Source organism: Salinisphaera sp. G21_0 (genome assembly GCF_017744115.1).
Taxonomy (GTDB): Bacteria; Pseudomonadota; Gammaproteobacteria; order Pseudomonadales; family Endozoicomonadaceae; genus Endozoicomonas.
In genome coordinates this window covers 1-14,312 of record NZ_JAGHQW010000010.1, presented here as the reverse complement: position 1 = coordinate 14,312, position 14,312 = coordinate 1, and the positions used below count along the sequence as shown (strand labels likewise).

Below are 14,312 nucleotides of genomic sequence, written 5' to 3'. Positions count from 1 at the left end.
GTATCTTCTCCAATAGCAAATTCACAGCCTTATCATGCCGGTTTATGGCAGCGATCCTGAGTGGGGTTATCGCCATCAGGGTTCCATCCTCTTCTTTAACCTCGCAGGCAGAGTACAGCACGCTGAATTCAGGGTTGCATACAACCAGATCGTTTTTCCCGGTTCTCTTCCTGCTCATGTTGATAGATCTGTTTGTTCAGAACTTCGATCTGCGTAAGCATATTTTCAATATGCCTGTTAAGCATCAGATGCTCATTTTCATAGGCTGGTATACCAACGAATTTTATGATCAGTACTTTTGCTGCTTCTGATGACTGAAGATAGAAATCCCTAAGCTCCATCATTTTACCCAAGTGTTGCTCTCTAAGGAGGTCTAAGTGGGAGCATTGCAGAAACTGTTCCTCCAGATATTTAGACTTGCGAAAAAATTCTTTCCAGTAATCACCAAACTCTTTTTCAAGAGGATCTATCTTATTCTTAACTTCACTGTTTGTAGCTGTTTGTTGACTATCACTGATATGACCCTTGCAGGGTTGTAGTTTTTCTTTCAATTCATTGAACTGAGAATGAAGCTCAGCCAGCTCTAATTTTGCTTGCTCAAACCGAGCCCCCATTGCTTCCAATACTCGTTTTTCAATATTGTCACGTCCAATGGACTGTATATCCTTGCTGCTCCCTATGTTGACGACCTCTTCCAGCTTATCCAAACGGTGATGAAAATCCTTTACCTGAAGCTCCTCAAATTGCTTCCTGACCTCCCTGAATTTTCCAGATAAATGTTTAAGCCCCAACGTTTCTAAACTGTTCAGCTCTCCCTTGATCCACTGCATCTGATTTCGACACTCTGTTATCTGACCATCCCCCCCCTGATCCCCCATCAATCGTTCCATGTGAGCACTCAAATACGCTAACTTTGTTTCAGCCTCATGCGAAAGGGCATCATAAGAGGTCGTTGGAGCTACCCGCGTTGCGGCTGGATCAGCCGTCGCAAAAGACAATGAAGGCAGTGTTACAGACTTATAAGCCGAATCGGGTTGACCGGCAGGGAGCCCGCTGAAGCCCATTGAGCCACCGTCTTCTGCCACAATATTTCCATCATCTGCATGGGAAGCCTCTTTAGTCCCGGTGGTCGGCTCTTCGGCAACATGGCCGCTGACTTCCTCAAGCAACTGCTGCACACCTGACTGTAACCTGAGGATCAAGCCAGTGACGTTCCTGACCTTTCGCTCCTGACTGCACCCCTGGCTATCATCCACCGGTAGAGCGCAGGCACCAGAATCTTTTTCCGGGTTTCTCAAGTTGCAGGAATTCGTAGCTTGGTGGTACTCCGCTTTTGTGCACATTCGCTCTGCGATACTCTCAACCGCCTCACGGTCCTTGCCCCCCAGGAAACTGTCCATCTCGCTTAAACTGATCATCCAGCGATCAAACGTTACCGGGGCTGTGCTGGCACTTTCTCCCTCTTGACCGCCATGAAATTGAGGCTGGGTTATAGCTGTGCTTTGGGCAAGAATTGATGGTATATCCATAGCCAGTTTCCTCTTCGACTCTGAGGTTCAGTATCAGAGTTCAGAGTTTTGCCACAAGATAAAGTTCAAACATTGGATTAGACGGTTTAATTATTTACAAACGATGGTGATAACCGCTTTTTAAACGACATTTGTTAAGTAGTGAATAACTCCCGTATCTTCTCCAATAACAAATTCACAGCCATATCATGCCGGTTTATGGCAGCGATTCTGAGCGGGGTTATCGTCATCAGGGTTCCATCCTCTTCTTTAACCTCACAGGCAGAGTACAGCACTTCCCTGGCTTCTTTGCGCTTTCCATCGTTCAGGAGAATAGTTACAGCACTCAACAACGGTTTCATTATCTCGATATTTCCCTGACTGGCTGCAAGATACAACGGTGTTGCTCCGTCTGCCCGGGTTTCCATTAGTGGCACCATAATGGCAGCCCCCCTTTCCTCCCTCGGAAACACTGTCAACACTTGCATTAATTGCTTCACGCTTTGGTTATGCCCGCCCAGAACAGCACTCAAGAGCGGGAAGGCCTTAATCAGCTGATACCCGACAGCTGCGGCCAGTCGTGATCTTTTGAATGTGACGACCGCACCTATCATTGCTTCGAAGGCAACAATTTGTTGTTCTGATTCCTGGTAGTTATTCGCAGTACTCAGGAATTGCTCCACAACTTTTTGATCGAAGGCATCTACCACAGCAGTGAAGGCTTTCCGCATTGCTGTTGCTGGCAGTCTGCCCACTGCATCCAGTAATTGCCCCACAACCTTATGATCCCCTTTGAAAGCAGCCCAGTGCAGCGGTGTTCCAACATATGAGTCCACGGCATGAAACACCTTCTGAATGGCATGAGCCCTTTCAGGTTCCGTCATTCCGTCCAGGGTATTCAGCAATTGCTCCACAACCTTCTGTTGACCACTTTGAGCAGCGACGTGTAGCGCTGTTTCCCCGTATTTGTTGGAGAGAGTCATTACCGTCGTGACTGCCTGGCAACGTTCAGATTCAGGCCAGGTCTCCAGAATTTTCAGCATCCGGGCGACAATGGTTGTTTGCCCGTTCCGGGCAGCACTCAAAATGGGGAAAGCCTTCAGAAGTTCTGCTAACTGCTCCTGCCCTTTGCTGGCCACACAGGTATAGGAAAACCCGGTTTCAACGTCCTCAGCCAACAACTGGGTAACGATCTTATAGTGGCCATGGTGAGCAGCTATATGAAGCGGTGTTCTGCCGAAACTGTCTGCCGCACTCAGCACCGCCCTGGTAGCTTCCGGCTTTAGACCATTCAGGACATTCAGTAACAAGGCTACCACTTTTTCGTGCCCGGCTTGTGCAGCTCGGCAGAGCAAATTTTTACCGCCCTGGTCGACCACATTCAGAACCAGCATGATGGCCTCAGACTTTGCGGGTTCCTTCAGTGTATTCAGGTTTTTTAGTATCTCCTCCAGAACCTTGGTTTGCCCCTCCCGGGCATCGTCGAGAAGTGTGATTTTCATATTCTTGCTGGCAATTAACAGCCTCAGGCACGCCTCATGGCCGCTTTTGGCTGCGTAATGCAGGGGGGCAAGCCAAAGTCATCCTTTGCATTCACCAAAATACCGGGAACGCCCAGTAAAGCCTTGGCGCACTCGGCGTGGCCGTAGCGGGCAGCTGCGCACAGGGGCGTCCTGCCATTGTCATCCTTTGCATTCACCAAAATACCGGGAACGCCCAGTAAAGCCTTGACGCACTCGGCGTGGCCGTAGCGGGCAGCTGCGCACAGTGGCGTCTCGCCAGCGATATTCTTCATATTGATCACAAAGTAGGGAATGGTCGTTAACAATCGTTTCAAGCTCTCAATGTTGCCATTTTCCGCAATCCAGTGCAGAAGCATTTTAGCAGTCATAATTTGATTATAAGTAAGAAGGGGTTCAACATATGTTGCTTTGGGTTTCAACGTATCAAAAGGCAATGACCGTTGTGCAGAAACCTCAGAAGCCTCATTCGATGTACCTGGTTGAGCTGCCGGAAGCTTGCTTGAACCCGGTTGATCAAAGTCCTCTGGAATGATGGAATCAAGCCTTGCTGTTTGTGCCGATTTCTGCAGAGCATCCCGCAGCAAAACCGCGACTTCCCGGTGGTTTTGTTGCCTGGCAAGCTGGAGCGGGGTCTGCCCGCCATCGTCAGTGGCGCTCAGAAGCCTTTGAACGGCTGCGGGCCTTTCGGTTTCCGGCAGCCTTTCTACAGCTTTCAGCAACTGCTCCACCACCTTGATATGACCTCCCAAGGCAGCCAGATGGAGCGGAGTTCTCCCCGATCGGTCAGCCGTATTGATAACGGCCATGATGGAACCACCACCGGGCCTTTTTCCCTCGGGCAGTCTATCCAGAGCAATCAGCAACTGCTCCACGGCTTTCTCATGCCCTTCCTGGGCAGCGACACCGAGGGGGTATAGGTATACCCGAACCTTGTCCGTTATAACTGATGGTGCTGCCCGGTAAGCCAACGCCGGTTCTGCCGCCAGTAAATCCTGTAACAAGTCAATCTCGTTGTTGCGACAAGCAGCCAGTATCGGGGCTTCATTCAGAGGCTTTGACTGATCTACATAATTGCTGGTGTTATAAAGGGGGCGAATATTTCTTGTTTCGATTGATTGGCCAGCACCCGACTCCATACATTCACTGGACCCGGCTATGGCAGGGATGGTTGCTGGCCTTACCGGGCTACCGTCGTCAGATGAATCGTTATAGCTTGCACCGGACAACCTGGCCTGATGGACAGTATAAGGTGGCGTATTCATGGCTATCATGACAAGCCACAGAGGATTTAGTTCCGGCTATAAACGTTGGATATTTGTAATTCAAGCATGAAAGGTTTCGTTGGGGGCTGATTATTACCGCAAAGATAGCGCTGCATACCCTTTCAACTGAAGCTGTTTTCTTGACAAATGACGCCTGCAGAGATGGAATTTTACTTCGATAAAATAAGTCACTGGACGCATAAAACCGAACTGGATTTTCCGCCCGGATTTTACTCTATCCACACAGTTAACCCGTTACCGATTTTTGTACCACAAACTGGTGCTCACAGCGGAACCTCATCAAGGGATGGATTCAGGATTGCATACAACCAGATCGTTTTGCCGCATTCTCTTGCTCTATCTCCAGCCTTTGGTTCAGAAATGCGATCTCCATACGCAAATATTCAATAATATCCTTAATCTTTAGACGTTCTTTTTCACAAGCTGGTATGATAAAAAGAGTTTCCTTCAGTTCTTTTGCTGCTTCTAAGGACTTACGATAAAAATCCCTGAGATTGCTCATTTTAACTATGCGTTGTTCCGTAGGGTGGCCGTGACTTTTCAAGACCTGTTCCTCCAGATATTTAGACTTACGACCATATTCTTTCCAGTAATCATTAAACTCTTTTCTAAGAAGATCTATCTTATTCTTAACTTCGCTGTTTGTAGCAGCAGTTTGTTGACTATCACTGATATTACCCTGACAAGGTTGTAGTTTTTCTTTCAATTCATAGAATTGAGAACGAAGCTCTGCCAGCTCTAATTTAACTTGCTCAAACCGTGCCCCCATTGCTTCCAATACTCGTTTTTCCATATTGTCACGTTCAATCGACTTTATAGCCTTGCTGTTCCCTATGTTGACTTCTTCCAGCTTATCCAAGCGGTGAAGAAAATCCTTTACCTGAAGCTCCTCAAATTGCTTCCTGACCTCCCTGAATTTTCCAGAAAAATGTTTAAGCCCCAACGTTTCCAAACTGTTCAGCTCTGTCTTGATCCACTGCATCTGATTTCGACACTCTGTTATCTGACCATCCCCCCGATCCCCCATCAATCGTTCCATGTGAGCACTCAAATACGCTAACTTTGTTTCAGTCTCATGCGAAAGGGCATCATAAGAGGTCGTTGGAGCTACCCGCGTTGCCGCTGGATCAGCCGTCGCAATAGACGATGAAGGCAGTGTAACAGACTGATAAGCCGGATCGGGTTGGCCGGCAGGGAGCCCACTGAAGCCCACCGAGCCATCGTCTTCTGCCACAATATTGCCATCACCTGCATGGGAAGCCTCTTTAGTCCCGGTGGTCGGCTCTTCGGCAAAATGGCCGTTGACTTCCTCAAGCAACTGGTGCACTCCTGACTGGAGCCTGAGGATCAAGCCAGTAACGTTCTTGATCTTTTGCTCCTGACTGCATCCCTGGCTGTCATCCACCGGTAGAGCGCAGGCACCAGAATCTTTTTCCGGGTTACTCAAGGCGAAGGATTTCGTACCTTGCTGGTGCTCCGCCCTTGTGCACATACGCTCTGCGATACGCTCAACCGCCTCATGGTTCTTGCCCCGCAGGAAACTGTCAATCTCGCTTAAACTGATCATCCAGCGATCAAACTTTACCGGGGCGGCGCTGGCGCTTTCTCTCTCTTGGTCGCCATGACATTGAGGTTGGGTCACAGTTGTGCTCTGGGCAGAAATCGATGGCATATTCATAGCCAGTTATCCCCTCGACTCTATGGTTCAACATTAGAGTTCAGAGTTTTGCCACAAGATAAAGTTCAAACATTGGGTTAGACGGTTTAATTATTTACAAACGATGGTGATAGCCGCTTTTTAAACGACATTTGTTAAGTAATGAATAACTCCCGTATTTTCTTCAATAGCAAATTTACAGCCTTATCATGACGGTTTATGGCAGCGATTCTGAGCGGGGTTATCGCCATCAGGGTTCCATTCTCTTCTATGACCGTGCAGGCAGAGTACAGCACTTCCCTGGCTTCTTTGCGGTTTCCATCGTCCACGAGCGTTGAGACAGCGTCCAACAACGGCTTCATTATCTCAGTATTTCCCTGGCTTGCTGCAATATATAACGGAGTTGCTCCGTCTTCTGGCCGGACCTGCTTCAGCACCGCCATAATGGCAGCCCCCCTTTTCTCTCTCGGTAACGCTGTTAACACTTGCATTAACTGCTCCACACTTTGGCTATGCCCGCCCAGAACAGCATCCAAGAGTGGGAAGGCTTGAATCAGCTGATCCACGATTTCCCCTTGGCCATTATCGACAGCTGCGGACAGTGGCGTTCTATTGAGTGTGTCGACCGCACATACCATTGCTGCGAAGGCAGGAATTTTTTCTGCTTCCGGGAAGTTATTCGCAGTATTAAGGAAATTCAGGAATTGCTTCACAACGCTGCACTGACCTCTGAAAACTGCCCAATGAAGCGCAGTAGCCCCTATTTGGTCAGCGGCATTCACCGAAGTAGTGAAAGCTTTAAGCTTGTCTGTTGCTGGCAGACTGCCCACAACATTCAGTAATTGCGCCACAGCCATATGATCCCCATTGTAAGCAGCCCAATGAAGCGCGGTGGCCCTTTTTTGGTCGGCAGCATTCACCATAGTAGTGAAGGCTTTTAGTCTGTCTTTTTCTGGCAGCCTGTCCACAACATTCAATAATTGCCCTACAACCTCGTGATTCCCATTGTAAGCAGCCCAATACAGCGGTGTTGCTCCATGTGCGTCGTCCACGCCATGCATCACCTTCTGGATTGCATAAGTCCTTTCAGGTTCCGTCATTCTGTCCAGAGTATTCAGCAATTGCCCCACAACCTCGTGATGCCCATTGAAAGCAGCCCAATACAGCGGTGTTGCTCCATGTGCGTCTACGGCATGCATCACCTTCTGGATTGCAACAGTCCTTTCAGGTTCCGCCATTCTGACCAGGGTATTCAGCAATTGCGCCAAAACCTCCCGTTGATCGCTCTGGGCAGCCACGTGGAACGCTGTTTGCCTTTTTTTGTTGGAGATAGTCAGTACTGTAGTGACTGCCTGACATCGTTCAGATTCAGGCCAGGTCTCCAAAATTTTCAGTATCCGGGCGACAATGGCTGTTTGCCCGTTCCGGGCAGCACTCAAAATGGGGAAAGCATTCAGTACTTCTGCTATCCGCTCCTGCCCTATTCTGGCCAGTCGGGTATAGGAAGGCCCGGTTTCACCGTCTTCACAGATATAATCGATAAGCCTGAGGATTGCATAATTCCTTGATACGCGTTCTGGTGTTTCTGGCAGCCATCTCATGGTTGCCAGTATCTTAACCACTAGCGTGTCGTAACTTTCCAGACCAGACACATCCAGCTCCAATAGCTCGTCTTCTCTGGCATGATGAAGCACTGCCATTACAGCATTCAGCCTCGCTGCTTCTGGCAAGGTATTCAGGCGCATAAGGTCATCGTTGAAAAGCTCGAGGTCAGTTTGTGTACCCCCTGTTTCATCCACTTTTCTACATCCAGGAGATAGGAGATCTTTTTAACTGTGTAAACTTGATATGGGAAAGCTGCTCTGGTCAGAATCCTTACGATATTGAAATGCCCGCGAGCGCGAGCTTGCGAGGCAGGTGTTTTCCCAAACAGATCAGCAGTGTTTACCAAGTCAGCGATTGCCACCCCTGTTTTTGCCCACCAAAGAGAAAGCGGTAACTCTGCGTCTTCCAGTCTATGCCAAGCAGCCAGCAACTCGGTAATAATCTTATCGTGGCCAAAAGCAGCAGCCATATAAAACGGTGTTCTGCCGAATCTGTCTGCCGCACTCAGCACCGAAATTGTAGCTTCAGCCTTTTTGTCTTCTGAAAGACCATTCAGAGCATCAAGGAACAAGTCTACAATTTTTTTGTGTCCGGATTGTGCAGCCCGGCACAACAAAGTCCTACCATCCCGATCGGCCACATTCAGAACTAACATAATGGTCTCAGACTTTGAAGGCTCTTTCAGTCTATTCAGGGGGCGTAATATATCAGCCAAAACCTTGGTTTCTCCGTTTTGAGCAGCGTCCAGAAGCGTGATTTTTATTGCTTTGTTAGCAATCAACAATTTCAGGCAAGTCGGCCAGCCTTTTCTGGCTGCGCAATACAGAGGTGTCCAACCGGCGTTATTCTTTTCTGTAGCCAGAATGCCGGGAGCGTTCAGTAACTCCTTGACGCACTCATCTTGGCCGTAGTAGGCAGCAGCGCAGAATGGCGTAAAGCCTGCAATATCCTTTTCATTGACCAGAATACCGGGAGCGTTCAGTAATTCTTTGACGCACTCAGCCTGGCCGTTAAAGGCAGCAGCGTACAAGGGCGACCTGCCATCATTATCCTTTTCATTGACCAGAATACCGGGAGCGTTCAGTAATTCTTTGACGCACTCAGCTTGGCCGTTAAGGGCAGCAGCATACAGGGGCGTCCTGCCATCGTTATTCTTTTCATTGATCAGAATACCGGAGGCATTTAGTAACTCTGTGACGCAGGTAGTTTGGCCGTTAAAGGCAGCAGCGTACAGGGGCGTACAGCCATCATTGTTCTTTTCATTGACTCGAATACCGGGAACTCTCAGTAACAATAAGACGCATAAGACGCGGCTGTAGAAGCCGTAGCCATAGCAGTTATGGACAGCGAAGTGCAAGGGTGTAAAGCCATCGTTATCCTTTTCATTGACCCGAATACCGGGGACTCTCAGTAACTCTTTGACGCATGAGAGGTAGTCGCCATATAAGCCGTTGTAGCCTCTGACAGCGAAGTGCAAGGGCGTACAGCCATCGTCATCCTTCGAATTCACCCGAATGCCAGGGCAGTTCAGCAACAACAGTTTCAGGTGCTCAATTCTGCCCTCTTTCGCAGCCAAGTGCAGTAGCTTCGAAGCAAATTTCAGTCGCAAATTCAGAATGTTCCAGTCATCCTTTTCGATAGCACTCTCGAAAGGGGTCTTGCCATGAGTATCTTTGGCATTCCAAAGCTCATGAAATGCTGTACACCTTTCGGTTTCCGGCAGCCTATCCAGAGCATTTAGCAACTGCGCCACCACCTTGCCATGCCCTCTCCAGACAGCCAGGTGGAGCGGGGTCCTCCCCCACCTGTCGGCACTATTTAAAACAGCCATAATAGACCCATAAGGCTTTTTATCCTCAGGCAGTCTACCTGGAGCAGTTAGTAGCTCCTCCACGACTTTCTCACGCCCTTCCTCGGCAGCAACACAAAGGGGGGGTACCCAACGCAAGTGGTCTGACAAGGAAACCCGGTTATAGTGGCAGGCGGCCATTATCGGGGGGGCATTCAACGGGTTTGACCGGTCTGCATGATTGATGGGGACAGCGACAGGGGGGCTGGCGGTGGGCTTTCTGCTTGTTCGTGTTAATGGGCAGGGTGTCTTTTTGTCCTTGTTATCTGGGAGATGAATGGTGCTTTCGGTGTCACCATGTTGATATAATACCAGATTGAAAGTCTCTTCAAGTAAAGCCCTTCGTGCATCTCTTGTTACGATCGATTGGCCTGCACCCGAATCCATCCTTTCAATGGACCCGCTTATGACAGGAGGGGTTACTGGCCTTACAGGGCTTCTAACGTCAGATGGAGCGGTATAGCCTGCACCGGAAAGACTGGCCTGTTGGGCAGTGTAAGGTGATGTATTCATTGGTATCATGGCAAGCCACAATGGATTTAGTTATGGCCATAGTCGTTGGATATTTGTATTAAAACTCAAGTATGAAAGATTTCGCGGGTCACTGCTCATTACAGCAAAGACGGCGCTGCATACCCTCTAGGAGGCTGTCCGAGAATAGACTGCCCTACTGCGGTGTCAGCAAATTGGTCTAAAAAGTCGGAAATTTTTAGTAAATAGAACCACTATTCACTAAAAATTTCCGACTTTTTATCCTCAATTTTCTGCCATCCTCGCTACGGGCGCTATTCTCGGACAGCCTCCTAGTCTGATGCCTTTTTTTCTTGAAAATGACTGCTCACCGAGATGGCATTTTACTGTGATAAAACATATTACTTGTTGTATGAAACCGGACTAGACTTTCAGTCCGGTTTTACTCTATCCACATATTTTAACCGAGTACTATTTTTTGTAAAACAAACCAAGTCTCATAGCAAAACATTATGAGGGACTGAATTCAGGATTGCATACAACCAGATCGTTTTTCCTTGGCCTTTTCTTGCTCAAGCCGATCGATCCCTTTTTTCATAACTTCTATCTGCGTAGTCATATGGTTAATAATTCCAGTAAGAGTCAGACACTCTTTTTCACAACCTATTACGCCAGGGAGCTTTTTGTACCTAAGGGCTTTTGCTGTTTCTAATGACTCTTCATAAAATTTCAGAAGATCCATTTTTTTACCTTTGCGTTGTTCAATAGGGTGATCTGGACCATCACATTTCAGAACCTGTTCCTCCAGATCTTTAGCTCTGGGACCATATTCTTTCCAGTAATCATCAAACTCTTTTTTTAGAAGATCTATCTTATTTTTATCTTCACTGTTTGTAGCAGTAGCTTTTTGACTATCGCTTATATTATCCTTGTATGGTTTTAGCAGTTCCTGCAAATCATTGAAATCAGCACGAAGCCCTTTTCGTATAGTGTCATAATTACTGCCGCTCAATCCTTCAAGCTCCTTTCTTGCTTGATCAAACAGATTCTTCATTTCTTCCACCTCTTTTTTTATCTCTTCTTTTGGGCGACCCCGGAAAAAGTCTATAGCGTTACGCACTTTTTCGAAGAGTTTTTCTACTTTCTCCTGAACAATCTCTCCTTTTCTTTCTTCTATTTTCTGCAGCCTATGGCACAAATCACGGTGTGTATCCGTTAAATCATTTAGTTGAGCCTTGTTGTCACGTATTTTCCCACACTGAGCTATTGCCTTATCAAGATACCCCTTTGCTTCCGATGCACGCTCTTCATTAAAGCCGTACGGGTCTTTTTCTGAAGCAGTAATCAAAGCATCAGCAGCATCCAGATTTTCGATAATGTCACCTGCCAGGCCAGTGTTTGAAGATTTTGCTTTTGATAGCGATACCGGCTCACCCACATTGGTCAGGTTTAACTTGGCCAGCCTGCCCTTCAGGACCTGTAACCTCCCACTCTCATGCTCCTCCATCTTCAAACTGTTCATTAATCTTTTGAGATCATGTAATTGATCTTCAGCTTGCTCCAGCATGTCTTCCTTGAGGGCAGCACCCTTCTCGTTATTATGTTCCTGAGTTTTTATTAACTGTTCTATGTTCTCAAGCTTCTGCCGCTTAACTGTTGCTTTGCTGGTATTTAATGAATTCCTGAGCTGACTCTTTTTCTTTAACAATTCAGTTCGCTGAGATCTTGCAGGCAGGCTATCAATCATCGTGCCTATTTTGCTTAAACGGCCTTCTATATCATTAAAGAATTTGATGATTTGGTCAGAATCAGGCAAGTCTCTGTGTTCGAAATCTTTAAGGTCAGTGTCTAATGATTTAATATCATTGTGAATCATTAAATGCCTTTTTACTTCGTCCAATTGGTTACTTAATGCTTTCTGGCGCTCTACCAGTCGTGAACGCTCTTCATAACCGGCAAGTTCAAAGTCATCGAAGCGTTTGGATAACTGTGCAATGTCCCGTTCAATTGACTGTATATCCTTGCTGCTCCCCATGTTGACCCCTGCCAGCTTAACTTCCAGCTCATCCAAACGATGATGAAAATCCTTTACCTGAAGCTCCTCAAACTGCTTACTGACCTCTCTGAATTTTCCGGGAAAATGTTGAAGCCCCAACGGTTTTAAATTGTTCAGTTCTCCCTTGATCCACTGCATCTGATTTCGACACTCTGTTATCTGATCATCCCCCCACTGATCCGCCATCAATCGATCCATATGAGCACTCAAATACGCTAACTTTGTTCCAGTCTCAGCTGACAGGGCATCATAAGAGGGCGGTGGAGCTAACGGCGTTGGTGCTGGATCAGCCATCGCAAAAGACGATGACGGCAGGTTAACAGGCTGATAAGCCAGGTCGGGTTGCCTGGCAGGAAGGCCACTGAATTCTGGCGAGCCATGGTCTTCAGCGACAATTTTGTTACCATCACCTGCATGGGATGCTTCTTTAGTCCCTGTGGTCGGCTCTGTGGCAAAATGGCCGTTGACTTCATCCAGCAACTGCTGCACCCCTTCAGCGATGGAGCTTTCTGATTTTTTGATCAGGCCGCAAAAACTCTGCCCTAAGGGCCGATCCAGACTACCACTGCTTGCCTCAGTCTGGAGCCTGAGGATCAGGCCAGTAACGATCTTGACCTTTTGCTCTTTGCTGCGTCCCTGGCTGTCATCCACCGGTAGCCCGAATACACCAAAATCTTTTTTCAGGTTACTCAAATTGAAGGATTTCGTACCTTGCTGGTGCTCTGCCCTTCTGCACATACGCTCTGCGATATTCTCAACCGCCTCACGCCCCTTGCCCCGCAGGAAACTGTCAATCGCGCTTAAACTGATGGTCCAGCGATCAAACTTTACCGGGGCTGCGCGGGCACTTTCGCCGTGATGGCCGCCATATAATTGAGGTTGGGATACAGCTGTGTTTTGAGCAGAAATTGATGGCATATTCATAGCAAGTTACCCCTCGACTCCAAGATTCAATATCGGAGTTCAGAGTTTTGCCACATGAAAAAGTTCAAACCCCGGATTAGACGATTTAATTATTTCGTGACAATTTCTCACCAAAGGCCATGGTTTTGATGTTATATACGACGGCTGCTTTTTGTTTCCAGAGTCGTATGATTAATGCAGAACTGATGCCGTAACGCCACCCGGATTTTTCGTTTAATCGTTTCAGGCTCCGCGCCATTCAGCAGGATACGGCCTTCAAAGAAGATCTTTTTATCATCCAGCTGCCAGACGTGCATGCGCCCTACTCTTTTTACCCCCTCAATGCTTTCCAGGGCCGCCCTGATCTGTTCAATATCAATGCCGCCCGGAACGCCCTGCATAAGAATAATAATGCAGCGCCTCAACAGAATCGCGCCATTAAAGATCACGTAAACAGATATCCCGACGGTTGCTATCACATCAAAAATATAGAGCTGGTAGTTGATGATCAGCACACCCGCTACAATGACTACCAGAGAAGCAACCGCATCGGACGCACTGTGAATAAATACCGCATTGATATTGATATCGCTTCTGGCTCCAGCCTTGAAAGTCAGCAGCGATGTCGTGATGTTAACCAGAAGGGCAACACCGGCAACCAAAAGTACAATCCAGCCATCAACTTCCCTGGGGTAGAAAAACTTACCTGCGGCCTCAAAGATCAGATACCCCCCCACCACCAGTAAAAATACACTGTTTATTAAAGCTCCAAGAATATCTGCTCTTTTGTATCCGTAGGTCATGCGTTTATCTGCTGACTTGCAACCTATTCGCCTGGCAATGACAGCAACCAGTATTGCACAGGCATCACCCAGGTTATGCAGCGAGTCTGCGATCAGGGAGAGGCTTCCGGCAACACCTCCCCCAACGACCTGAACACCACTCAGGAAGAGCTTGATAAACAGGGCAAGGCTCAGCTTTCCATCACCAACGGAATCATAGTCTTCATGCTGGTCCATGGAGGTTTACTCACCATATCCAGAGGTCTTAATTGTAGTCTTTTGTGCTGATACAGCTGAAAATAACCACAGCCTCCTCTCTATAAAAAGTCACCTGTCGCACCTTATTGACCAGCGTGTGTGAGCATAGACGTTGCTCAATGCACAATGCCCCACCATAAAAAACCTGAAAAAGCCTGATATATCAGCAGATAAAGCCTAAAGGGGACTATTACAAACACAATTTATGATGTTATATTGTTAGTTCCCTTTTCTGGCAGTCTGCGGTTCAGCTCCATTTATCGGGATGGATTTCAGCACTGATAAAGGGAAATCGGGTAAGGGCTGGTCTTTCTCCAACCCTCCCCACAGCACCCGGCATGCGGGTCCGCACCGGGCGGTTCAACAATGATGGTGAAACCTGATCCATAAGTCTTTCAATGAAACAAGCCCAATTTT

General features: G+C 47.6%; 8 protein-coding genes. All 8 read right to left on the bottom strand.

Annotation, left to right across the window (positions count from 1 at the left end):
• Positions 1 to 128: 128 nt before the first annotated feature.
• The 8 genes from J7439_RS06630 to J7439_RS06595 all read right to left on the bottom strand — a co-directional run bounded on the left by J7439_RS06630 (position 129) and on the right by J7439_RS06595 (position 13,874).
• The gene (locus J7439_RS06630; RefSeq protein WP_209201046.1) at positions 129 to 1,529 is read right to left on the bottom strand and encodes a hypothetical protein; all 1,401 of its coding nucleotides are present in this window, start codon (positions 1,527 to 1,529) and stop codon (positions 129 to 131) included.
• A gap of 134 nt (positions 1,530 to 1,663) precedes the next feature.
• Positions 1,664 to 3,073 carry an ankyrin repeat domain-containing protein gene (locus J7439_RS06625; protein ID WP_353623013.1) on the bottom strand — a complete coding sequence of 470 codons (1,410 nt, stop codon included), beginning with the start codon at positions 3,071 to 3,073 and terminating at the stop codon, positions 1,664 to 1,666.
• Positions 3,034 to 4,293 carry an ankyrin repeat domain-containing protein gene (locus J7439_RS06620; protein ID WP_209201044.1) on the bottom strand — a complete coding sequence of 420 codons (1,260 nt, stop codon included), beginning with the start codon at positions 4,291 to 4,293 and terminating at the stop codon, positions 3,034 to 3,036. Before J7439_RS06620 ends, J7439_RS06625 begins: the two co-directional genes overlap by 40 nt.
• Positions 4,294 to 4,606: 313 nt before the next feature.
• Complete coding sequence (locus tag J7439_RS06615) at positions 4,607 to 5,761, bottom strand: hypothetical protein (RefSeq protein WP_209201043.1); 1,155 nt, start codon at positions 5,759 to 5,761, stop codon at positions 4,607 to 4,609.
• A gap of 365 nt (positions 5,762 to 6,126) precedes the next feature.
• Entirely contained in the window at positions 6,127 to 7,716 is a 1,590-nt protein-coding gene (locus J7439_RS06610; RefSeq protein ID WP_209201042.1) for an ankyrin repeat domain-containing protein, read from the bottom strand.
• Positions 7,707 to 9,938, bottom strand: a complete 2,232-nt coding sequence (locus J7439_RS06605; protein WP_209201041.1) for an ankyrin repeat domain-containing protein — start codon at positions 9,936 to 9,938, stop codon at positions 7,707 to 7,709. Before J7439_RS06605 ends, J7439_RS06610 begins: the two co-directional genes overlap by 10 nt.
• A 484-nt stretch (positions 9,939 to 10,422) precedes the next feature.
• On the bottom strand, positions 10,423 to 12,645 hold the full coding sequence (locus J7439_RS06600; protein WP_209201040.1) for a coiled-coil domain-containing protein: 2,223 nt from the start codon (positions 12,643 to 12,645) through the stop codon (positions 10,423 to 10,425).
• A gap of 362 nt (positions 12,646 to 13,007) precedes the next feature.
• Positions 13,008 to 13,874, bottom strand: a complete 867-nt coding sequence (locus J7439_RS06595) for a cation diffusion facilitator family transporter (protein WP_209201039.1) — start codon at positions 13,872 to 13,874, stop codon at positions 13,008 to 13,010.
• Positions 13,875 to 14,312: the final 438 nt, after the last annotated feature.